Raw genomic sequence first — 21,914 nt, forward strand, 5'->3', positions numbered from 1 at the left:
ACATCATCCAAGATCAAGTGAAGTGAGAGAGATGACTGCCACTACTACAGAGCAGAGCTCCGGAGGAACCGCTCAGCCGGGTGCGACTGGTCGCATCGCGCGCGTGATCGGCCCGGTCGTGGACATCGAGTTCCCGGCCGACTCCATCCCATCGATGTACAACGCGCTCACCTCCGAGGTCACCCTCGGCGGAACGACGCGCAAGATCACCTTCGAGACCGCCGCACACCTGGGCGACAACCTCATCCGGGCGATCTCGCTGCAGGCCACTGACGGCCTGGTGCGCGGCACCCCGGTCCAGGACACCGGTTCTGCGATCTCCGTGCCGGTCGGCGAGTCCGTGAAGGGCCACATCTTCAACGTCCTGGGCGAGACCCTGGACATGCCGATCTCCGAGCTTGAGGTCACCGACCGCTGGCCGATCCACCGCTCGGCGCCGAACTTCGCGTCGCTCGAGGGCTCCACCGAGATGCTGGAGACCGGCATCAAGGTGATCGACCTGCTGACCCCCTACATCTCCGGCGGCAAGATCGGCCTCTTCGGAGGTGCCGGTGTCGGCAAGACGGTGCTCATCCAGGAGATGATCACCCGTGTGGCCCGCAACTTCGGCGGCACCTCGGTCTTCGCCGGCGTCGGCGAGCGTACCCGTGAGGGCAACGACCTCTGGGTCGAGATGGAAGAGGCAGGTGTCCTCAAAGACACCGCACTGGTCTTCGGCCAGATGGATGAGCCGCCAGGCACGCGTCTGCGTGTCGCGCTGAGCGCACTGACCATGGCGGAGTACTTCCGCGATGTGCAGAACCAGGACGTGCTGCTCTTCATCGACAACATTTTCCGCTTCTCGCAGGCCGGTTCCGAGGTCTCCACACTGCTGGGCCGCATGCCTTCTGCAGTGGGCTACCAGCCGAACCTCGCCGACGAGATGGGTGTGCTCCAGGAGCGCATCACCTCGACCCGCGGTCACTCCATCACCTCGATGCAGGCCGTCTACGTTCCTGCCGATGACTACACGGACCCGGCGCCGGCGAACGTGTTCGCCCACCTGGACGCGACCACGGAGCTCTCCCGTGCGATCGCCTCGCGTGGTCTCTACCCGGCTGTGGATCCGCTCACGTCGACCTCGCGCATCCTGGACCCGCAGTACGTGGGCCAGGAGCACTACGACACGGCGACCCGCGTGAAGCAGATCCTGCAGAAGAACAAGGAGCTGCAGGACATCATCGCGATCCTCGGCATCGACGAGCTCGGCGAAGAGGACAAGATCGTCGTCTCCCGCGCCCGCCGCATCGAGCAGTTCCTCTCGCAGAACACTTACACCGCCAAGCAGTTCACCGGTGTGGACGGTTCGACCGTGGGGATCAAGGACACCATTGAAGGCTTCAACGCCATCGCCAACGGTGACCTCGACCATGTGCCCGAGCAGGCGTTCTACAACGTCGGCGGCCTCGATGATGTCGAGCGCCTCTACGCCGAGATGCAGAAGAGGTCCTGATCATGGCGGAACTCGACGTGCAGGTGGTCGCCAGCGACCACGCGGTCTGGTCCGGCGCTGCCAAGTCCGTCCGCGGGCGCACAGTGGAGGGCGACATGGGAATTCTTCCCGGTCACACTCCGGTGCTGTCGCTGCTGGCGGAGGGCGAACTGCTCATCGATCCCGTCGAGGGCGCTCCGGTCAAGGCCAAGGTCAATGGCGGGTTCTTCTCGGTCGATTCGGATCGCGTGACCATCGTCGCCGATGACGCCGAACTCATCGAGGACTGAGCCAGACCTCCCACGAGCTCAGCACACCAAGAGCGGGCCCGGTCTCCATCATGGAGACCGGGCCCGCCCTTGGTCTGTCCTGCTGCAGCTGGGGGGGGCGTCTAGAAGAGGCGGGAGTCGGCGTCGTCGACGCCGCGCATCGCATCATAGTCCAGGACCAGGCAGCGGATGCCGCGGTCTTCGGCGAGCGTGCGCGCCTGGGGCTTGATCTGCTGAGCGGCGAAGATCCCCTGTACCGGTGCCAGCAGGGGATCCCTGTTGAGCAGCTCCAGATAGCGCGTGAGCTGCTCCACGCCGTCGATGTCTCCGCGGCGCTTGAGCTCCACGGCGACGTGGCCCTGCGGACCACGTGCCAGCAGATCCACGGGGCCGATGGGGGTGGGGTGTTCCCGGCGGATGAGCCGGTGGCCGGCTCCGAGAAGCTCGATCTGCTCCGCGAGGAGGCGCTGCAGATCAGATTCCACGCCGTCCTTGACGAGCCCCGGATCTGCGCCGAGCTCGTGGGAGACGTCTTCGTGGATCTCGCTGATGAGGATGCTGAGCGTGTCATCGCTCTTGGTGGCAGACACCGTCCAGACCTCGGAGATGCCTGCCTCGATCTGCTGGGCATCGGGCGCGGTGATCCGCAGGGTGGCCGGGGGAGACATCCAGTTCAGCGGCTTATAGGAGCCGCCGTCGGAGTGGATGAGCACTCCGCCGTCGGCCTTGACCATCAGCAGGCGCGTGGCCTGGGCCAGATGGGCATTGAGCCGGCCGGAATATGACACTGAACAGGTCGCAATCACCAATCGCACGGTGACTGATCCTACCCGCTCCGGCTGCCGCCCGGTGCATCGCGACCACGTATCTCGCGATCACCTGGAACAATGGGGTCATGGCGAAGTCAGCGAAGGGGTCAGGGCGCCGCGGGTCGAAGTGGCAGCGCGAGCACAGGCCGCTCTCCGCCGGAGTCTTCGGCCAGGGAGCGTTCTCCTCCGGGACCGTGCGCCGCCGCGACGGCGAGTACCACGTCCGCCACATCTCGGCCTCCGCCGCCCAGAAGCAGTACACCTGCCCTGGCTGCCACCTTCCGGTCTCCGCGGGGACCGCCCATGTGGTGGCCTGGCGAGCGGACTCCATCTTCGGCGACGAGCATGCGGCGGCGGACCGGCGGCACTGGCACAGCCATTGCTGGCGGATCGGCTGAGCTCGGGACAGGCCTTGTCCGCTATCGTGCGTCTTGGCGGCGGATCAGGACCTCGCGGGTCAGCAGCATGACGGCAGCCGCGGTGGGAATTGCCATGAGCGCGCCGAGCACACCGAGCAGTGTGCCCCCGGCGAGCACCGAGATCACGACGACGGCGGCCGGGATCCGCACGGCGTGCGCCATGATTCGTGGCGAGACCAGGTACGCCTCGACCTGCAGATAGACGAAGTAGATCGCCGCGAAGGTCGCCGCGGTCTGCCAGTCCACGGTCAGCGCCACGAGGGTGACCAGTGTGCCGCCGGTGACCGGGCCCACCAGCGGGATGAAGGCCAGAACCCCCGCGACCACGGCGAAGAGCACCCCGAAGGGAACACCCGCGATGCTGATCGCGATGAAGGCGACCACCCCGTTGAGCGCGGCCACGAAGGCCTGGCCCATCACATAGTGCCCGACCCCGTCGAGGATCCGATCCCCCAGATGCTGCACCCGCTCCCGCGAGGAGCGCGGCGCCAGCCGGTAGCTCCAGGCGGTCATCACCGGCAGCGAGGACAGGAAGTAGATGGCCAGCACGAAGACGACCAGCGTGCCAAGCGCCGTGGTGAGGATGGCGGTCCCCACCCCGAAGAGTCCGCCCAGGGCGTTGGTGACATTGCCGGGATCCGAGATGAACCGATTGACCTCCGCGTCGATGATCTCTTGGACCTGGAAGTCCTCATCGATGCGTTCGAACCACTCTGAGCTCGAGATGCCCTCGACCAGCCGGGGAAGGGATCCGAGAAAGGTGCTGGTCTGCTCGGTGACCATGGGCGCCAGGGCGGCGATGACCGTGGAGACCACACCGAGGAAGACTGTGATGGTGACCGCGACCCCGGCCGGGCGGGGGAAGCCCGCGCGTTCCAGGCTTCGCACCACCGGATCCAGACCGATGGCGATGAATAGCGCCGCCGCGATCCAGACCAGCAGCTGCGTGTTGGCCTGGGCGACGTAGAAGACCAGCAGTGCCAGTCCGACGCCGACGGCGAGCATGAACCCGGTATAGATCGGGCGGGAGGCGTAGGTGGCGGCCTTCTCCATCGTTCCCGCGGCGACAGGAGGCAGACCATACCGGTCCAGCTCCGCCACCGGTCGGCGCGGGGCGCGCTTCGGGCGGCGCAGCCGGTAACGGCGTGCAAGGCCGCGAAGTCGGGCCTTGGGCGGCGGGTTCCGCTCGGAGTCTGTCACGCGTTCAGCCTATCCATCTGCCGGGCCGGGATCTGCATTGACGCGCGTCGGACCGTCCAGCCGATACCCAGACTGTGATCTTATTGTTATCTTCGGTATTCTAGACCGCTGGACCCCTCGCCTCCCCCGATCAAGGACTTCTCACCCGTGCGCTTTCCCGCTTCCATCATCACTTTCATTCTGGGCCTGCTGCTGGCAGGGATAGGAGTGGGCCTGTTGACCGTCTGGGCCTCCGACGAGGTCCCCACCGCGCAGACACAGCAGGTGGACGAGGCGCCGCTCACCGTGATCAGCGACGATCTGATCGACGAAGAGGCTCAGCGCGAAGAGTTCATGATCTCGGCCGAGGGGGAGTACACCCTGGCCCTTGCACGCACCCAGGACATCGAAGCCTGGGTCGGCGACGCCGCTCACGTCACCATCGGAGCGGTCCAAGAGGGCCAGGACGATGCTGAGGCCACCATCGAGACGCAGTTCGTCGAGGGCGAGGCCACCGTGCCGGATCCCGCCGATTCGGACCTCTGGGTGGCAAGCGAGACCACCGAGGGGGACCTGCGCTACGGCTGGAGCGCACCGGACGACAGCGGCGACTGGAGCCTGCTGATGTTCCGTGACGGCGAGCAGCCGGCTCCCAGCACCGTCAGCGTCGAGCTGGAGGAAGAGTCCGATCACCTGGTCGGCACCGTGCTGATCGTGCTCGGCGCGCTGCTGGTTCTGCTGGGGCTCTTCCTGTTCCTGCGCTCACGCAAGTCCCGCGACGCGAAGCGTGGCGAGAAGTTCGACCGTCGCGAGGGCAAGAACCGGACCGCAGCGACTACCGGGATCGGCTCCGCGCCGTCCGCGGCTGCCTCCGGCACCGAGTCCAGCGGCACTGCGCAGGGCATCGCCGGCGTCGCTCTGGGCGCCGCCACGGTGAGCACCAACGACGCCGCGGAGGACGACAGCCACACGGTGGAGGGTGACACCGACACCGCGGCGACCGGACATGACGAGACCGGAACACTGGCCGCATCCACGGAGGACGAGATGACGCACCAGCCGCACACCACGGACGCGGACCCCACCGAGGTCCACCCCCAGGTCCCCACCGAGGAACCGCGCGAATCTTCCGAGGATCCCGACGCGACCGGCATCATCGAGCCCATCGATTCGGATCCGGCCGACGCCGACACGCTCCACACTGAGGCGCCCGAGGCCCAGAACCCCGAGGACGGCACGGACGGCACCGAGGGGCGCACCTGGCGCAGTCGATCGGTGGCCACTGCCGCGGCGCTCTCCCTTGCGCTGAGCCCCGCCGTGCTGGCGTCCGACGCCGAGCCCACTCCGGGTGAGAGTGAGCAGACAGAAGACGTCGAAGCCGACGAGGTGGAGCCCGACGACGACGCCGGCTATTCCGTCCTGCTGGAATCTCAGCTGCAGGGCATCATCGACGACATCGCCGAGCACACCACTGAGGCCGATGAAGCCTTCGACGCCGAGCTTCTTGCTCCTCGAGTCTCCGGCAACGCCGAGACGGTCCGGGAGCTGACCTACCGCAATCATGAGCTCGACGAGGATGTCATGCCCGATGCCATCGGCACCGAGATCCTCAGCGCGGCCGTCACCTCCGGCAGCGACTTCCCGCGCCAGGCGGTGGTCATCACTCAGGAGGCCGAGGCTGAGATCCCTCAGGTGCTGGTGATCGAGCAGGCCTCCCCACGGGAGAACTACGAGCTCATCCAGTCGGTGCTCATGGTCCCGGGCACCGAGTTCCCCGCCATCTCCGCCGAGGACGGCGGCGTGGAATCCGTCGATCCCACGGAGGAGGAGGCTGTGTTCGCCGCGAACCACGCCATGGAGCGTACGGCGGTCTTCCTGAACAACAGCGAGTACTACTTCGGCAACAATGTCGAAGACAACGCCTACATCGAGGATCTCCAGGCGTACCAGGACGAGCTGCGCGAGAGCGCCGAGGACCTCGAGATCTCCTACACCCGTCCACTCATCGGTGAGGGCTCCACCGCGATGCGTCTTCCGGATGGCTCCGTGCTCGCCGTGGGCAGCTTCGACTCGACCACTCAGCTTCGCCCGGAGGATGGTGCCTCCATCAACTTCTCCGGCGTGAGCGCAGAGCTGGCCGAGACCGAGTCCACCACCGCAGATGCAGACATCATCAACCGCGAATCGATGATCCTGCACATCCCGGCCGAGAACGACGAGAAGGTCGTGGTCCTGGGCGTCCACGATATTGTGAACGAGGTCAATATCCTCGACTGATCTCCGCACCAGGAGATTCGTCCCCAGGTCCGCCACGATGGACGCCGACGCGCAAGGAGAGCTGCAGTGACAGATTCCGCTCAGGAGCCACAGTCTCGACGAGTCGATACCAGGGGAGCGGTGGATCTCTCCGCCCTCGCCCCCTCCCCGGCGCAGGCTGCGCCTCAGGGTGCAGGGGCACCACCGGCGGGGTCTTCGGCTGACAGCTGGGCCGTGGCGGTGCAGCCGCAGCAGCTCCAGCAGGTGGTGGAGCTTTCTTCGCAGGCGCCGGTGATCGTGCTGATCTTCGGTGCGGACGCCGCCTCGGCGACCATGAAGACGACCCTCGAGGATCTCGTCGACGCCCAGCAGGGCCGCATCCTGCTTGCCGAGATCGACGCCTCCGCCCATCCTGAACTGGCCCAGAGTGCTGACCAGGTTCCGGTGGCGACCGCCTTCATCGGAGGCAGGCCGGTGGGGGAGTTCGACTCCTCGGTGCCCAGCGAACAGCTGGGTCAGCTGGTGACCCAGATGGTCCAGATGGCCACCCAGAACGGCATGACCCAGAAGCTTCCGCCGCAGTCCACGAGGGCCGCCCAGGGTGCGGAGGGGTCCGAGGCTCCGGCGGAGCCAGAGCTGCCCCCGCTGCACCAGGAGGCGCAGGACGCCCTGGAGGCAGGGGACTACGCGAAGGCCGCCGCAGCCTACGAGCGTGCGATCAAGGAGAAGCCCGACGACGAGGACGCGAAGATCGGTCTTGCGCAGGTGAAGCTGCTGCGGCGCACCGCAGGTGTCGACATCGCGCAGACTCGTCAGCTCGGGGCCGATCAGCCCGATGACGTCCAGGCACAGATCGCGGTGGCCGACGTCGACATCCTCGGCGGCCATGTCGAGGACGGTCTGTCCCGGCTCGTCCGGTTCATCCAGACCCACTTCGGTGAGGACCGAGAAGCCGCGCGCGCTCACCTGGTGGAGCTGTATTCCATCGTCGGTGACAGCGATCCTCGCGTGTCGAGCTCGCGCAAACAGCTCGCACGCGCCCTGTTCTGAGTCCTGCCCCCGTGGCGTCAGGGTTCCGACAGAAAATGTACGCCTCAGGACTGAGGCAGGGTCTGACCTGGGCTGTGTAGGCTCATCTGCATGAGTGCCCCCAGCCTGACGACGCCCGCCCTGCGGTTGAACGGATTGTCCAAACGATTCGGACAGACACCCGCCGTAGAGGACCTGCACCTCGACGTTCCCCGCGGATCCTTCTACGGATTCGTCGGTCCCAACGGAGCGGGCAAGACCACCACGCTCTCCATGGCCACCGGGCTGCTGCGCCCCGATGCTGGCACCGCAGAGGTGGTCGGCGTCGACGTCTGGGCACGACCCAGCGAGGCCAAGCGCAGCATGGGTGTGCTGGCGGACGGCGTGCTGCTCTTCAACAAGCTCACCGGAGCCCAGCTGGTGACCTATGCCGGTCTGCTCCGTGGCATGGACCGGGAGACCGTGCAGGAACGCACGGCCGATCTGCTGCGCGTCCTCGGTCTTCAGGACGCGGCCGGAAAGCTGGTGCAGGACTATTCGGCAGGCATGACCAAGAAGATCGCGCTGGCCTCGGCCATGGTCCACGCCCCGGAGCTGCTGGTGCTCGATGAACCCTTCGAGGCAGTGGACCCGGTCTCCGCACGCACCATCCGGGGACTGCTGGAGTCCTACGTCGCCTCCGGCGGCACGGTGATCCTCTCGAGTCACGTGATGGATCTGGTCCAGCGCATGTGCTCCCATGTGGGGATCATCTCGGAGGGACGGCTGCTCGCCTCGGGGACGCTGCAGGAGGTCCAGGGCGACGTCGACCTCGAGACCCGGTTCGTCGAGCTGGTCGGGCTTGAAGGCGGAGATCAGGAGCTCTCGTGGTTGCGGCTCTGATCCGGCTCAAGAAGGACCTCACGTTCAACAGCTTCGGCCAGTCCGCCTGGCATATCCTCGGGACGGTCTTCGCCGGGCTCTATGGCCTCGGCATCGTCGTGATGCTCTTCGTGCTGCAGGTCGGCTCGGGCAGCCCCGCAGAGGTGGACCCAGAGATGGTCCGCACCGTGAGTGTGCTCATGGGCTCTGCGGTGTTCCTGCTGTGGCTGATCCTGCCGGTGTTCATCTCTGGTGCGGACACCACCATGAATCCGCGCCAGTTCGTCACCTACGGGATTCCTCGCAGGTCGCTGATCCTGGGAATGGCGCTGACCGGATTGATCTCCATCGGCGCCGTGCTGACCTTCATCTGGCTGATCGGTCAGGTCGCGCACTGGCGCTGGGATCCGGCGGCGGCCCTCACCGCGGCGGTGACGCTGCCGCTGCTGCTGGTCAGCTTCAGTCTGGTCTCGCAGGCCGTGACCACCTCGATCAGCGCCTGGCTGAGCGGTCGCCGGGCACGTGACGTCCTGGCCATCCTCGCGCTGACGGTGATGGTGATGGCCTATCCGATCGTCGTCGGACTCGAGGCCGCCTTCTCCTCGCTCGAGGCCGCGCTTCCCGCCGTGGTGGACTTCCTCGCCCTGACCCCGCTGGGTGCTGGAGCCGCCATGCCCGCAGATGCGGCCGCGGGGAACTGGGCGGCCCTGGCTCTGCGCCTGCTCATCATGGCGGCCACGCTCGGGGTGGCGGTGCTCGTCATCCGGGCAGGGCTGGTGAAGATCACCGAGCAGCCCTCGGTGCGGGGCTCCGCAGCTTCGAAGAGCGCCACCGGAGTGGGCCTGTTCGAACGATTCCCAGCCACGCCCTGGGGAGCGGTGGCGGCACGGGCCACCACCTATTGGCTCAAAGACACGCGATACGGCGGCACGCTCGTGGTGCTTCCCGCCCTCGTGATCCTCGCTGTGGTGATGTACTTCCAGTTTGACCAGCCCTGGGTGCTGCTCGCGCTCGGTCCGTTCTTCGGCCTGACCCTGGGCTTCGCGATCTCGGCGGACATCTCCTATGACAACTCCGCCTTCGCCATGCATGTGACCACCGGCGTCAGCGGGGTCGCCGACCGGCTGGGGCGACTCGTCGGACTGATGACCTTCGCGCTGCCGGTCACAGCGGTCACAGCTCTGGTGCCGGCGCTGTTGTTCACCGAGCCCGATGTCACATTGGTCCTCCTGGGGGTCAGCCTGGGCATGCTCGGCAGCGCCGCAGGGCTCTCCTGCCTGATCTCGGCGCGGTTCACCTATCCGGTGCCCAAGCCCGGTGACGGCCCGCTGAGTCAGCCCTCGGGATCCACCGGACGGCTGATGGCGGTCCAGCTCGGGACCATGATCGCCTCGCTGCTGCTGATGCTCCCGGAGCTCGCCCTGGTCGCGGCATGGCTGTTGGGAGACGTTTCATGGCTGGCCTGGGTGCTCGCGCTGGGATCGGTGCTCAAAGGCCTGGCCCTGTGCTGGGCGGGAGTGCGTGTGGGTGCCCGCGTCTATGAGCGCTCCCAGCCCGAGCTCTTCCAGCAGGTCATCCAGTACTAGACCGGCGGATCCTGGCGGGGTGGATGATCTGCGCGCCGAGGCTCGGTAGAATGGACTCCATGATGGTCAATGAGAATGGATTCCTCCCTGCTGATGTCCACCCCAGCCTGCGGAGTTCACGCCTGGACCGGCCCGTCCGCATGCATACCGCGGATCCCGACGCCGCTCCGGCCCCCGGTGGTGCCGCCACGATTGAGCGCGAGCATCAGGAGCAGCTCTCGGAGCCCGGCGACCACGAGCGCTTTGCCCACTACGTGAACAAGAATCGCATCATGGAGTCAGCATTGGAGGGCGGTGCCGTGGTCGCGCTCTGCGGCAAGGTCTGGACTCCCTCCCGCGACCCGCAGAAGTTCCCGGTCTGCCCGGAATGCAAAGAGATCTACGAAGAGATGCAGGGCGGAGACGGCGACGGCGAGGGCAAGTCCGGCGGCGACTCCGGCGGCAAGCGTGGCTTCTTCGGCTTCGGCCGCAGCTGATCCCCGCTAATCTACGACACTGTGGAGCAGTTTGAGACGCTGTTCGACGTCGGCACCGACGTCGGCAGATCCCTTCCCCCGGTCTATCCCCACCGCGCGGCGCACGGCACCGCCGGCACTCTGCGGCAATGGCAGCAGGAGGCCCTGGACCGCTACATCCAGAAGCGGCACAAGGACTTCCTCGCGGTCGCGACCCCTGGAGCCGGCAAGACCACCTTCGCGCTGCGCGTGGCCAAGCTGCTCGTGGAGTCCGGTGAGGTCAACCGCATCTATGTGGTCGCCCCCACCGAACACCTCAAGCGCCAGTGGGCAGATGCCGCCGGGCGGGTGGGCCTTGCCCTGGACCCCAACTTCAAGAACTCCGACGGACGGCACGGACGCCAGTACATCGGCGTCGTCGTGACCTACGCGCAGGTGGCGAACAAGCCTGCGCTGCATCGGAACAAGACCGAGGCCGGCCGCACGCTGGTCATCTTCGACGAGATCCACCATGCCGGTGACGCGCTGTCCTGGGGCGATGGTGTGCGTGAGGCCTTCGATCCGGCCGTGCGCCGTCTGGCACTGACGGGCACCCCGTTCCGCTCCGACACCTCACCGATCCCGTTCGTGGAGTATGTGGAGGATGCCAGCGGGGTGCGCCGCTCCAAGGCGGACTACGCCTACAGCTATGGACCCGCGCTGAAGGACCGTGTGGTGCGCCCGGTGGTCTTCATGGCCTATTCGGGGAACATGCGCTGGCGCACCTCCAGCGGCGAGGAGATGGAGGCCCAGCTCGGTGCCGCAGCCACCAAGGACATCACGAACCACGCCTGGCGCACGGCGCTGAACCCTGAGGGAGAGTGGATCCCCTCGGTGCTCAAGGCCGCGCATCAGCGACTGCTCAAGGTCCGCGACAAGATCGACGACGCCGGCGGCCTGGTCATCGCCACCGACCACGAAGCCGCCCGCGCCTATGCCGCCCAGCTCGATGAGCTCACCGGCCAGAAGACCACGGTGGTGCTCTCCGATGACAAGGACGCCTCGAACCGGATCGAGGAGTTCTCCGCGGACAGTTCCAAACTGTGGATGGTCGCCGTCCGCATGGTCTCGGAGGGGGTCGACGTCCCGCGGCTCTGCGTGGGTGTCTACGCGACCTCCACCTCCACCCCGCTGTTCTTCGCCCAGGCCGTGGGGCGCTTCGTGCGCCTGCGCAAGAAGGCAGAGGTCGCCTCGGTCTTCCTGCCCTCGGTCCCGGTGCTCACAGACCTGGCCAATGAGATGGAGCAGGAGCGCGATCACGCCCTGGACGTGCCGCGCACCGCGGCAGAAGACGCCGAGGAGAACCTCGACGACGACCTGCTCGAAGAGGCGAACCGAGAGGAACGCGGCTCCGAGGCGATGGACCGCGGAGAGTTCGCCGCACTGCACTCCAATGCCGCCTTCGACAAGGTCCTCTTCGAGGGCAACGAGTTCGGGCTCGGCGGTGCCATGGGATCAGAGGAGGAGATGGACTTCCTCGGCATCCCCGGACTGCTGGAGCCCGAGCAGGTCTCCACTCTGCTGCGTCAGCACCAGGCGGATCAGCTGCGCCGCAAGCCGCAGGACTCCGCCGCCGCCGAACCGGTGGTGGACCACCGTCAGCTCAAGTCTCTGCGCGCGACGCTGAACAAGTCGGTCTCGGCCTATGCGGCCAAGACCGGCATGCACCAGGGCAGCATCCACACGAAGCTTCGGGACGCCTGTGGGGGACCGGCAGTGGGTCAGGCCACGCAGGCCCAGCTGGAGCAGCGGCTGAAGAAGATCCAGATGTGGTTCGTGGGACGGAAATGACCCGCCGCGGCGGGGCTGCAGGTCCTGGGGGCTACAGGTCCTCGAGGCTGAGGACCTCCAAGTCAGCGGCGCTGAACTCCCGGTAGGTCTCCTCCACGGAATCCTCGCTGACCCCCACCGTGAGTTCACGGATGACACGCACCCGGTAGTCGTTCTCCACGGCGTCCAGGACGGTGGCGCGCACGCAGTGGTCGGTGGCGATGCCCACAATGGTCACGGCATCGATGTCCTGGGTGTCGAGCCAGGCATGCAGATCGAGTGAGGAGTCGGACACCGCCGCAGCGGGTGCCACCTTCGTGCCGTTCTCGCCCTCCAGGCTGCCGACCTTCTCCGGGTCGCCCTGCAGGCCTTCGAATCCGGAGTACCCATCCGAGTAGAGGCCCTTGAGGAAATGGGCATCCACGTGCTCGGTGTCGAGGTTGGGGTGCAGCTCGGCGCCGGGGGTTCCTGCGACGCAGTGCACAGGCCAGCTGGTGGAGAAGTCCGGGGTCTCAGAGAAGTGCCGACCAGGCTCGATGTGCCAGTCCTGCGTGGTGAGGATCGCGTCGTAGTCGGCGTAGCTGTCATCGAGGAACTCACTGATCTCACTGGCCACGCGGGCCCCGCCTTCAACTGCCAGGGCGCCGCCCTCGCAGAAGTCCTGCTGCACATCGACGATGATCAGTGCGTGGGCCACTGTGTCCTCCTGCTCGGGCGATTCGTGAACTCTCCTGTGTGACGCAGCATCCTCCGCGCCGCACAGGAACCACGTTACTTGTTCTGCCCCGCCGCAGCGAGATCGAACTCCTCCGTGACCAGAGCCGCGTTCGCCGCTGCGCCGGCGAAGCTCCCCATCGCCATGGACATCGGAACGGTGGCCATCGGGTTCGCGACATTGCCCACCGCCCAGATGCGGTCATGCGAGGTCGTCCCCATCGCGTCCACCTTCAGGAAGCTGCCCACGGGCGTCTCTTCGCGGTCCAGATCCAGACCTCGCAGGTAGTGGTCGCGGGGAAGGTGCGCTCCGGCGGTGAAGATCGCGTCCACCGCGACCGAGCGGCCATCCTCGAGCACCACGGCGTGAACCGCTCCGCCATCTCCGGTCACCTCCACCACCGGGGTGGGATCGACGACGACGCCGCGGGACTCCAGGCGCTGAATCGTCTCAGCGGGGAGTTCTCCCGCGCCGGCGCTGAAGAACGTGAGCCGGTCGCTCCACTGGCGGATCAGCTGTGCCTGATGCACCTGCATCGGCGTGGTGGCCAGGACCGCCAGGCCCTGTCCGCGGACCTCCCACCCGTGGCAATACGGACAGTGCAGCACGCTGCGTCCCCAGCGTTCGGCGAGCCCTGGAATGGCGGGGAGCTCGTCGGTCAGGCCCGATGCGGCGATGACGCTGCGGGCGAAGAGCTGCGTCCCTGAATCCAGCGTCACCACCAGCTCGCGCGGCCCGGAGCTGCGAGTCGACTCACTGACCCGATGCACCCCGGCGTCCACACGCTCGACACCGTAGTGGGCGGCTTCCTCGAGCCCGACTCGGATCAGCTCCTCCGGGGATGTCCCATCATGGCCGAGCACGTTGTGCATCTGTGCGGCGTATCGGTTTCTCGGGGTGCCGGTGTCGAGGATCAGGGTCCGGCGCAGGGCACGCCCCAACGACTGTGCGGCGCTGAGACCCGCCGCTCCGGACCCGATGATGATGGCGTCATACACTTCTGCTTCTGCTGTGCTGTTCATGGCTCCAGCATGCGCCGGCTCAGAACCGGGTGAAAGACGTCTTGCCGAAATGGCAAGAACTTGTCATGATGAGCCGCATGGAAGAACTCGCCCAATTGGGCCTGCGGCTGCGCTCCGCACGCACCGCCCGCGGCTGGACGCTGGACCGACTGGCGCGCGGCGCAGGAATATCGCCGAGCACGCTCTCCCGGCTGGAGTCGGGGAAGCGGCAGGCCAGCCTGGAGCTGCTCCTGCCGATCACCCGCGCGCTGGGCGTCACCGTGGATGAGCTGCTGGTCTCTTCGAGCCCGGATCCGCGTGTGCAGCGAGACGCCTGGGAGCGCAACGGGATGCTGGTGCAGCCGCTGTCGCCGGAGACCTCTCCGGTGCACACCTTCAAGATCAGGTACGTGCCGCGCCCGCCGATCACCGAGCTGGGAAGCCACGATGGATACGAGTGGCTGTATGTGCTCTCTGGCCGACTGCGGCTGCAGCTCGGTGAGGAGGAGATCCTGCTGCGGGCCGGTGAGGCCGCCGAGTTCGACACCCTGCGACCCCACGGTCTCAGCGCCGTCGGGCCGGAGGACGCCGAGGTGATCTGCATCCTCAACGAGGCCGCCGTGAACACGCACGCAGAGGACCACGCGGCAGTCCACGCGGCGGCCCGCGCACAGACCCGCCCCGCGCAGCCCCGGCAGGAGCTCAGCTGAAGATCGTGGGAAGCACCGGGTCGCCGTGCTGCAGGCGTTTGGCAGCCGCCGGCAGTTCGGCCAGAGAATCCGTGTGCCGCTGCGCAGCCCGGCGCACGCCCTCCGCACCGAGATGCTGGGACTGGACCTCACCGCCGAGCACCATCGGCACGATGAGCTCCCGGGTCCGCGCCCCGTGAGCCTCGGGTGCTGTGCCGATGCCGATCAGCTCGGCCTCGGCCCGCCCGCCAGCGTCGAAGCTGCGGACCGGGTGCTTCACCCCGCCGACGCTCTTCTTGCCTTCGGCCTTCTTGGCCACGGAGACGGAGTCGCCGTCGTCGTCGGTGCGGGCCACGAGCTTGTAGACCATGGCCGCCGTGGGGGAGCCGCCACCGGTGACCAGCTTCGTGCCCACGCCGTAGGAGTCCACCGGAGCCGCCTGCAGCCGCGCGATGGCGTGCTCATCCAGATCCGAGGACACGATGATCCTGGTGCCGGTGTTCCCCAGAGAGTCCAGCAGCGCGCGGACCTCGCGGGCCTGTTCCACGAGGTCTCCGGAATCCAGCCGCACCGCGCCGAGCTCTTCTCCGGCGATCTCCACGGCGCGACGGACCGCGGTGGGGACGTCGTAGGTGTCGACCAGCAGGGTGGTCCCCGGGCCGAAGGCCTTGACCTGCGCCTCGAAGGCCTCCTCCTCTGAATCATGCAGCAGCGTGAACGCATGGGCCGCAGTGCCGATCGTGGGCAGCCCCCAGCGTCGGCCCGCCTCCAGGTTCGAGGTGGCGGTGAAGCCGGCGACGGCGGCGGCCCGGGCGGAGGCCACGGCGCTGAGCTCCTGAGTGCGTCGGGACCCCATCTCCACGCACGGCCGTGCTCCGGCGGCGAGGCTCATGCGCGAGGCTGCGGAGGCGATCGCGGAATCGTGGTTGAGCACAGAGAGCACAAAGGTCTCGAGCAGGCATGCCTCGGCGAAGCTGGACTCGACGCGCAGCACCGGGGAGTCGGGCATGAACACCTCGCCCTCGGCATAGCCGTGGATGTCGCCGCGGAAGCGGTAGTCGGCGAGGAAGTCCAGGGTGGGCTCGTCGACGATTCCCTGCTCCGCCAGCCAATCGATCTCCGCGGCGCCGAACTGGAACTGCTCCAGGCCTTCGAGCAGCCGACCGGTCCCGGCCACCACGCCATAGCGTCGACCGGCCGGGAGATGCCGGGTGAAGACCTCAAAGACGCAGCGACGCTCGGCGGCGCCCGAAGCGAGGGCCGCCTGCACCATGGTCAGTTCGTACTGATCGGTGAGCAGGGCGGTGGACTGGGTGGCTGCGGGTTCACGTGTCACTGCCCCAGCGTAGAATACGGAGCATGAGTTCAGCGCAAGGATCCACGCTCAGCCGCGAGGAGACTGACCTCGATTCCGAGTTCTCCCGGCTCCTCTCCGCCCAGCGCCCGTACCAGGTGGTCGTCTGGAATGACCCCGTGAACCTGATGACCTACGTCAGCTGGGTGTTCCGCAGCTACTTCGGCCACTCCAAGGCACGCGCCAAGGAGCTCATGCTCCAGGTCCATCACCAGGGCCGCGCTGTGGTCTCCCATGGTCCGCGAGAGAAGGCCGAGCAGGACGTGACGGCGATGCATCAGTTCGGGCTCCAGGCGACCCTGGAAGAGGCCGAGTAGTCCGTGGCCACTGCTTTCCGCGCCACGACCAAGGGATACCGCGCCGATCTGGACCAGCACGAGCGCCGTCTGCTCAGCTCCCTGTGCGCCGATGTCATCACGCTGCTTCAAAACCGTGAGAAGGAGACGACGGCGGCACCGGACAGCGCCTCCGAGGACCCCGACTTCGCGCACTTCCGGGCCGAGATGGCCGGTCTGGGAGGTGACGAGCCGCTGGCTGCGCCGACGGATGAGGTGCTGCGTCGGCTGCTTCCGGATGCGCTGGCCGATGAGGAGGAGGCAGGACATTTTCGTCGGTTGAGCGAGAACTCGCTGCGCGGCGCCAAGCTTGCGGACCTGCGCACCGCGCGGATGCTCCTGGAGAGCTCCCCGGTCAGCATCCAGGAGGATGTGGCCCCCATGTTCGGGCGCGCCCTCAACGACCTGCGGCTGACGTTGGCCAGCCGGCTGAATCTGGAGACCGAGGAGGACGCCGAGCGCGTGCATGAGCTGGCACTCGCCTCGCGGTCCAAGGACTCCGAGTCCTTCATGGCAGAGATCTACACCTTCATCACCTGGCTGCAGGAATCCCTCTTCACCGCCATGACCGAGTTTCTCCCGGAGGACGAGACCGACGAGGACACGGGCGCCGCATGAACGCATCCGCTCCGGTGGGCATCTTTGATTCCGGAGTCGGAGGCCTCACCGTCGCCCGCGCCGTGCTGGATCAGCTGCCGGGGGAGTCCATCACCTACCTCGGTGACACCGCCCATGGGCCCTACGGCCCGCTGCCCATCGCCCGGGTGCGGGCCCACGCGCTGGGCGTCATGGACGAGCTCGTCGACTCCGGAGTCAAGGCGCTGGTCATCGCCTGCAACTCCGCCTCGGCGGCGGTCCTGCGCGATGCGCGGGAGCGCTATACCGACCGTCACGGGATACCGGTCATCGAGGTCATCCAGCCGGCCGTGCGCCGGGCAGCATCTGCTACCCGCAACGGGAGCATCGGCGTCATCGGCACCAGCGCCACCGTGGGCTCGGGCGCCTACGAGGACAGCTTCGCAGCAGCCCCGCAGCTGAAGATCACCTCGGCTGCCTGTCCGCAGTTCGTGGAGTTCGTCGAACGCGGCGTGACCGCGGGGGAGGACCTGCTCCAGGCGGCCCGGGAGTATCTCGCCCCGCTCGAGGCCGCGAACGTCGACACCCTGGTCCTCGGCTGCACCCACTACCCCCTGCTCACCGGGGTCATCTCCTATGTGATGGGCGAGCAGGTCACCCTGGTCTCCTCCGCCGAGGAGACCGCCAAGGACCTCTACCGCGCGCTCACCCAGCACGGGCTCCAACGCCCCCTCGGCTCGCAGGACCGCCCCGGCCCGGCTGCGGTGCACACCTTCCTCTCCACCGGAGACGCCGAGGCATTCCGGGTCCTGGCCCGTCGATTCCTCGGTCCCGAGGTGCGCGGAGTGCAGCAGGTGGACCACGTGCGGGAGGCCTATCCCACTGGTGTGATTCAGCGGATCACTCCCGCTATGCTGGCCGGAGCGCAGGATGACTGAAGGGGAGCAACGCACCATATGAAACTCACCATCATCGGGTGCAGCGGGTCTTTCCCCGGCCCGGAGTCCCCGGCGTCGTGCTATCTGCTGACCGCCGACTACCAGGGCCGCACCTGGCGAGTGGTCGTGGATCTGGGCAATGGGGCCCTGGGGAAGCTGCAGCAGCACCTCGCGCTGGAAGACATCGACGCCGTGTGCCTCTCGCACCTGCACCCGGACCACTACATGGACCTGTGCGGTCTCCACGTCGCCATCCGATGGCGTCCAGGCGGGTGGCCAGGGAAGCATGTGCCGGTCTACGGACCTTCGACCACCGATCAGCGCATCGCCAGCGCCTACGGGATGGACCCCAACCCGGGGATGCACCCGGACTTCGACTTCAAGACCTGGCAGCCCCAGCAGGCCGAGACGATCGGACCCTTCACCATCACCCCGGTTCCCGTGCGTCACCCCATCGAGGAGGCATACGCGCTGCGCATCGACGTGGCGGCGGAAGCCTCGGCGGACGGTCTGCCGCACACGCTGACCTATTCGGGAGACACCGACGCCTGTGACGGACTTCTCGAGGCGGCCCGGGACGCTGACCTGTTCCTCTGCGAGGCGGCCTTCGAGGACGGCCGGGACGATCACATCGAGGGTGTCCACCTCAACGGGCACCGAGCCGGAATCACCGCACGCGAGGCAGGGGTGGGTCGCCTGCTGCTGACCCACATCCCCGTCTGGACCTCGCAGCGGGTGCTCCTCGCCCGCGCCAGAGAACAGTACAGCGGAGACCTCGCCGTCGCCGTCGCCGGTGTCAGCTACGAGATCGGCGGAACCAGAAACACACCACATGAAGAGAGTGAGAAGTGACCATCACTAATCTGCGAACCGACGGACGAGCAGCCGATGAGCTTCGTCCGGTCACCATCACCCGGCACTGGAGCGCCCATGCCGAAGGCTCGGCGCTGATCGAGTTCGGCGGCACCCGGGTGCTGTGCACCGCCTCCTTCGAGTCCAATGTGCCGCGCTGGCTCAAGGGACAGGGAGCAGGCTGGGTCACGGCCGAATATTCGATGTTGCCGCGCGCCACGAACACCCGCTCTGCTCGGGAGGCGGTCAAGGGGAAGATCGGTGGCCGCACCCACGAGATCTCGCGACTCATCGGACGCTCGCTGCGGGCCGTGGTGGACACCAAGGCACTGGGCGAGAACATGATCACGCTGGACTGCGACGTCCTCCAGGCCGACGGCGGCACCCGCACGGCCGCCATCACCGGTGCCTTCGTGGCGCTGGCCGATGCAGTGGAGTGGGCGCGCAGCGAAGGCCACGTGGCCAAGCGCGCCGAGGTGCTGAAGGATTCAGTCTCCGCCATCTCCGTGGGAGTGCTGCCCGGGGGACAGGCTGTGCTGGACCTGCCCTACACCGAGGACTCGACCGCCGAGACCGATATGAACGTGGTGGTGACCGGCTCCGGAGACTTCGTCGAGGTGCAGGGCACCGCTGAAGGCACCCCCTTCAATCGCGCGGAGCTGGACACCCTGCTGGACCTTGCGCTGGGCGGCACCAAGAGTCTGGCCACCATGCAGCGGGAGGCGCTCGCGCAGTGAACGCAAGGATCGTCCTGGCCACCAGGAACCCCGGCAAGCTTCGGGAGTTCCGGGCGCTGCTGGGCTCCCACACAGAGCTGGGCGAGCTTGATCTCGAGCAGGCAGTGATCGACGCCGCCACCGCTGGCTGCGCCGAGATCCCCGAGACCGGCACCTCCTTCACCGAGAACTCTCTGCTCAAGGCGCGCGCGGTGGCCGCCGAGACCGGACTCCCCGCCGTCGCGGATGACTCGGGACTGGCAGTGGACGTGCTCGGCGGCGCGCCGGGGATCTTCTCCGCGCGCTGGGCCGGCGCGCAGGCCTCGGATGAGAACAACCTGCGGCTGCTGCTGGAGCAGCTCGCGGACATCGCCCCCGAACACCGCGGTGCTGCGTTCGTCTGCGTGGCGGCGCTGGTCATCCCCGCGTCGCCGGGCGTCCCCGCCGAGGAGTTCACCACCACCGGGACGCTGCGCGGCAGGCTGTTGCCGGCACCCCAGGGTGTCGGGGGATTCGGCTATGACCCGATCCTGCAGCCCTCGGGTCAGACCCGCAGCACGGCGGAGCTCTCCATGGAGGAGAAGAACGCGATCTCCCACCGCGGCGAGGCCTTCGCCGCCCTCCGTCCGCACATCCTCGAGGCACTGACTCGGTGAAGGGGCTCGACTTCACCGCGGTCGACTTCGAGACCGCCAACGGGTTCCGTGGCTCGCCCTGCGCCATCGGCATGGTCAAGGTGCGCGATGGGCAGGAGGTGGACACCTATTATTCTGCGATGCGTCCGCCGGAGGGCTTCGACCGGTTCGACCCCCACAACGTGGCGATCCACGGGATCACCGCTGAGGCCGTGGCGCAGGCGCCCCGCTTCGGGGAGCTCTTCGAGGGGATCAGCGCCTTCATCGCCGGAGACGTGCTGGTTGCCCATAATGCAGCCTTCGACATCGAGGTCTTCGAATCCGCCCTGGAGGTCAGCGGCCTGGACTCCCCGGGACTGAGCTGCCTGTGCTCGGTGCGACTGTCCCGCGCGAACTATCAGCTTCCCTCGCATGCCCTGCCCAAGGCCGCCGCCGAGGCCGGCTATGAGCTCACCGCCCATCATTATGCGCTGGAGGACGCTCGGGCCAGCGCCGCAGTGGTCTGCGACATCGCCGAGCGACGAGCAGTGGGTCCGATCCACCGCCTCTTCCAGGAGAGCGGCGTCTCCGCTCGGTCGATGGAGGCCTGGCGGGCGCCGCGCGCTCGGGAATCACGGGCCACCCGGCAGGTGCGGACCATGGCACACCTCTTCGATGCACGCCTGCCCGCACCCGCTCCTCGGCACATGCCGGATCTGATGCGCTGGCAGGACGAGGGAAAGAACCTCCCACCATCGGCGGTGGCAGACCCGAGCCACGAGCTGTTCGGTCAACAGCTGAGCTTCACCGGCAGCCTCTCCATTCCGCGTGCCGAGGCCAAAGAGGTCGTGGCCGGCCTCGGCGCAGGCACCTCCTCGCGGGTCACGGCGGCCACTTCGCTGCTGGTGGTGGGCGACGGCTTCGAACCCTGGGAGCTGGCCGCACCCCAGGAGTCCTTTCCGCTGCGCAGCAGCAAGGCGCGAGATGCGCTGCGCCGTCAGGCAGAGGGCCAGTCGATCCGGCTCATCGCCGAAGAGGAGTTTCGTGCGCTGCTCGGGGTGGCCTGGCCGGCCCCCTCGCAGGTCTCGCAGGTCTCGCAGGCCCGCGAGAGCGCGCCGGCAGGAGCCAGTGTGTCCGGCCGTGACGGTGGCTCAGCCGAGGTCACTGTGCCCGAGTGATCTGCTCCCACTGCTGCGCCAGGCGAGCGATCACCACGAGAAGGCCCGTGTCGAGGTCCCGGTCAGCGGGGATCTCCGGGCCCTTGGCGTCTTCTGGGTTCAGTGCGGCGTCGAGCTGACGCTCCAGGATCTCGCGGATCGAGGCTTCCGGGACGGCGTCGGTGATCTCGCGGCGGGCCTGTGCCGTGCTGTCTGAGATCGGCGCCGAGGAGATGGCGAGCTCATGGACCAGCACGGCAAGCTCCTCTGCGCGGCGCAGCAGCGCGGGATGTCCGTGGGTCAGAGCCACGGTCTGCCGTGCCCAGGCGCGTCGCATCGGTTCGTCGATATAGGGCACCAGTCCCACGGGCACCACGCGCAGCAGCGCCTGGGAAGCTTCGGACTCCGGCTGAGCGGGCGCACTGGGATAGGCCATCTGCCCCTCCGCCAGTCCCGCGAGGCTGCCACCTGCGGACTCTGGCTCCAGGATCAGCGACCCTTCGCTGCGAAGGGTCGCGAGCTGGGCATCGACCGCGCGGCTGGGAGGCTGCGGGGCGCCGGGCGGGTAGGAGCCCGTGACCACGCGATACCAGCGCAGGGACCCCAGCCACATGCAGGCGAGCGGATCGGCGCCGAGCCCCTGCCGGGTCCAGTCCAGGAGCTCCAGCAGACCGTCGGCGGTGCAGAGCTGATGCAGCAGCTCCGCATGATGGGCGGGGGAGTCACCCTGGCGGGCACCCGCGGCAAGCACCGGATAGAAGCGGCTGATCAGTTTCTCGGCGGAATCCACGCTCCCAGAATAGTCTGCGCCGGGGTGGTGCTCC

The 21,914-nt window shown here is 67.6% G+C and carries 23 protein-coding genes; 17 read left to right on the plus strand and 6 right to left on the minus strand.

What is annotated here, in order from left to right:
- The first annotated feature begins 31 nt into the window (after positions 1 to 31).
- Together atpD and H4W26_RS00395 are read left to right on the plus strand one after the other, a co-directional pair.
- The gene (gene atpD, locus H4W26_RS00390; protein ID WP_192590231.1) at positions 32 to 1,492 is read left to right on the plus strand and encodes a F0F1 ATP synthase subunit beta; all 1,461 of its coding nucleotides are present in this window, start codon (positions 32 to 34) and stop codon (positions 1,490 to 1,492) included.
- A 2-nt stretch (positions 1,493 to 1,494) separates the two neighbouring features.
- Entirely contained in the window at positions 1,495 to 1,761 is a 267-nt protein-coding gene (locus H4W26_RS00395) for a F0F1 ATP synthase subunit epsilon (RefSeq protein ID WP_192590232.1), read from the plus strand.
- A 101-nt stretch (positions 1,762 to 1,862) separates the two neighbouring features.
- Here the strand turns inward: H4W26_RS00395 and nucS are convergent, their stop codons facing one another.
- A complete protein-coding gene (nucS, locus tag H4W26_RS00400; protein ID WP_192590233.1) occupies positions 1,863 to 2,555 on the minus strand; it encodes an endonuclease NucS in 693 nt (230 codons plus the stop codon).
- Positions 2,556 to 2,635: 80 nt separating this feature from the next.
- Here nucS and H4W26_RS00405 point away from each other — a divergent pair, with 80 nt between their 5' ends.
- Complete coding sequence (locus H4W26_RS00405; RefSeq protein ID WP_225939541.1) at positions 2,636 to 2,947, plus strand: hypothetical protein; 312 nt, start codon at positions 2,636 to 2,638, stop codon at positions 2,945 to 2,947.
- A 21-nt stretch (positions 2,948 to 2,968) separates the two neighbouring features.
- Here the strand turns inward: H4W26_RS00405 and H4W26_RS00410 are convergent, their stop codons facing one another.
- Complete coding sequence (locus H4W26_RS00410; protein ID WP_318779717.1) at positions 2,969 to 4,168, minus strand: AI-2E family transporter; 1,200 nt, start codon at positions 4,166 to 4,168, stop codon at positions 2,969 to 2,971.
- Positions 4,169 to 4,315: 147 nt separating this feature from the next.
- Here H4W26_RS00410 and H4W26_RS00415 point away from each other — a divergent pair, with 147 nt between their 5' ends.
- The 6 genes from H4W26_RS00415 to H4W26_RS00440 all read left to right on the plus strand — a co-directional run bounded on the left by H4W26_RS00415 (position 4,316) and on the right by H4W26_RS00440 (position 12,164).
- Positions 4,316 to 6,424 (plus strand): hypothetical protein, encoded by a 2,109-nt coding sequence (locus H4W26_RS00415; RefSeq protein WP_192590234.1) that lies wholly within the window; start codon positions 4,316 to 4,318, stop codon positions 6,422 to 6,424.
- Positions 6,425 to 6,490: 66 nt separating this feature from the next.
- Positions 6,491 to 7,453, plus strand: coding sequence for a tetratricopeptide repeat protein (locus H4W26_RS13915; protein ID WP_192590235.1), 963 nt, complete (start codon positions 6,491 to 6,493; stop codon positions 7,451 to 7,453).
- Positions 7,454 to 7,543: 90 nt separating this feature from the next.
- On the plus strand, positions 7,544 to 8,314 hold the full coding sequence (locus H4W26_RS00425) for an ABC transporter ATP-binding protein (protein WP_192590236.1): 771 nt from the start codon (positions 7,544 to 7,546) through the stop codon (positions 8,312 to 8,314).
- Entirely contained in the window at positions 8,299 to 9,879 is a 1,581-nt protein-coding gene (locus H4W26_RS00430) for a transporter (protein ID WP_192590237.1), read from the plus strand. The genes H4W26_RS00425 and H4W26_RS00430 overlap by 16 nt, the downstream gene beginning before the upstream one ends.
- A gap of 59 nt (positions 9,880 to 9,938) precedes the next feature.
- Positions 9,939 to 10,355 carry a DUF3039 domain-containing protein gene (locus H4W26_RS00435; RefSeq protein WP_192590238.1) on the plus strand — a complete coding sequence of 139 codons (417 nt, stop codon included), beginning with the start codon at positions 9,939 to 9,941 and terminating at the stop codon, positions 10,353 to 10,355.
- Positions 10,356 to 10,376: 21 nt separating this feature from the next.
- Positions 10,377 to 12,164, plus strand: a complete 1,788-nt coding sequence (locus H4W26_RS00440) for a DEAD/DEAH box helicase (RefSeq protein WP_318779718.1) — start codon at positions 10,377 to 10,379, stop codon at positions 12,162 to 12,164.
- A 31-nt stretch (positions 12,165 to 12,195) separates the two neighbouring features.
- Here the strand turns inward: H4W26_RS00440 and H4W26_RS00445 are convergent, their stop codons facing one another.
- Positions 12,196 to 12,840, minus strand: a complete 645-nt coding sequence (locus H4W26_RS00445; protein WP_192590239.1) for an isochorismatase family protein — start codon at positions 12,838 to 12,840, stop codon at positions 12,196 to 12,198.
- 74 nt (positions 12,841 to 12,914) lie between these two features.
- Positions 12,915 to 13,880, minus strand: a complete 966-nt coding sequence (locus H4W26_RS00450; protein WP_192590240.1) for an NAD(P)/FAD-dependent oxidoreductase — start codon at positions 13,878 to 13,880, stop codon at positions 12,915 to 12,917.
- 77 nt (positions 13,881 to 13,957) lie between these two features.
- Between H4W26_RS00450 and H4W26_RS00455 the strand changes: the two genes are divergently transcribed.
- Positions 13,958 to 14,569, plus strand: coding sequence for a helix-turn-helix domain-containing protein (locus H4W26_RS00455; protein ID WP_192590241.1), 612 nt, complete (start codon positions 13,958 to 13,960; stop codon positions 14,567 to 14,569).
- Here H4W26_RS00455 and H4W26_RS00460 read toward each other — a convergent pair.
- The gene (locus tag H4W26_RS00460) at positions 14,562 to 15,884 is read right to left on the minus strand and encodes a nicotinate phosphoribosyltransferase (protein ID WP_192590242.1); all 1,323 of its coding nucleotides are present in this window, start codon (positions 15,882 to 15,884) and stop codon (positions 14,562 to 14,564) included. The two genes, H4W26_RS00455 and H4W26_RS00460, sit on opposite strands and share 8 nt — an antisense overlap.
- 23 nt (positions 15,885 to 15,907) lie before the next feature.
- Here H4W26_RS00460 and clpS point away from each other — a divergent pair, with 23 nt between their 5' ends.
- The 7 genes from clpS to H4W26_RS00495 are packed head-to-tail and all read left to right on the plus strand — an operon-like array spanning position 15,908 to position 21,111.
- Positions 15,908 to 16,219, plus strand: a complete 312-nt coding sequence (gene clpS, locus H4W26_RS00465) for an ATP-dependent Clp protease adapter ClpS (RefSeq protein WP_192590243.1) — start codon at positions 15,908 to 15,910, stop codon at positions 16,217 to 16,219.
- Positions 16,220 to 16,222: 3 nt separating this feature from the next.
- On the plus strand, positions 16,223 to 16,855 hold the full coding sequence (locus tag H4W26_RS00470) for a DUF2017 family protein (RefSeq protein ID WP_192590244.1): 633 nt from the start codon (positions 16,223 to 16,225) through the stop codon (positions 16,853 to 16,855).
- Positions 16,852 to 17,751, plus strand: a complete 900-nt coding sequence (murI, locus tag H4W26_RS00475; RefSeq protein WP_192590245.1) for a glutamate racemase — start codon at positions 16,852 to 16,854, stop codon at positions 17,749 to 17,751. Before H4W26_RS00470 ends, murI begins: the two co-directional genes overlap by 4 nt.
- Positions 17,752 to 17,769: 18 nt before the next feature.
- Positions 17,770 to 18,603: an MBL fold metallo-hydrolase gene (locus tag H4W26_RS00480; RefSeq protein WP_192590246.1), complete on the plus strand. Its 834-nt coding sequence runs from the start codon at positions 17,770 to 17,772 to the stop codon at positions 18,601 to 18,603.
- Positions 18,600 to 19,340, plus strand: a complete 741-nt coding sequence (rph, locus tag H4W26_RS00485) for a ribonuclease PH (RefSeq protein WP_378626047.1) — start codon at positions 18,600 to 18,602, stop codon at positions 19,338 to 19,340. Before H4W26_RS00480 ends, rph begins: the two co-directional genes overlap by 4 nt.
- A complete protein-coding gene (gene rdgB, locus H4W26_RS00490) occupies positions 19,337 to 19,975 on the plus strand; it encodes an RdgB/HAM1 family non-canonical purine NTP pyrophosphatase (protein WP_192590247.1) in 639 nt (212 codons plus the stop codon). Before rph ends, rdgB begins: the two co-directional genes overlap by 4 nt.
- Entirely contained in the window at positions 19,972 to 21,111 is a 1,140-nt protein-coding gene (locus H4W26_RS00495; RefSeq protein WP_192590248.1) for an exonuclease domain-containing protein, read from the plus strand. The genes rdgB and H4W26_RS00495 overlap by 4 nt, the downstream gene beginning before the upstream one ends.
- Here H4W26_RS00495 and H4W26_RS00500 read toward each other — a convergent pair.
- Entirely contained in the window at positions 21,095 to 21,880 is a 786-nt protein-coding gene (locus H4W26_RS00500) for an ADP-ribosylglycohydrolase family protein (RefSeq protein ID WP_192590249.1), read from the minus strand. The two genes, H4W26_RS00495 and H4W26_RS00500, sit on opposite strands and share 17 nt — an antisense overlap.
- Between the last annotated feature and the right edge of the window lie 34 nt (positions 21,881 to 21,914).

The organism is Nesterenkonia halotolerans, assembly GCF_014874065.1.
Taxonomy (GTDB): domain Bacteria; phylum Actinomycetota; class Actinomycetes; order Actinomycetales; family Micrococcaceae; genus Nesterenkonia; species Nesterenkonia halotolerans.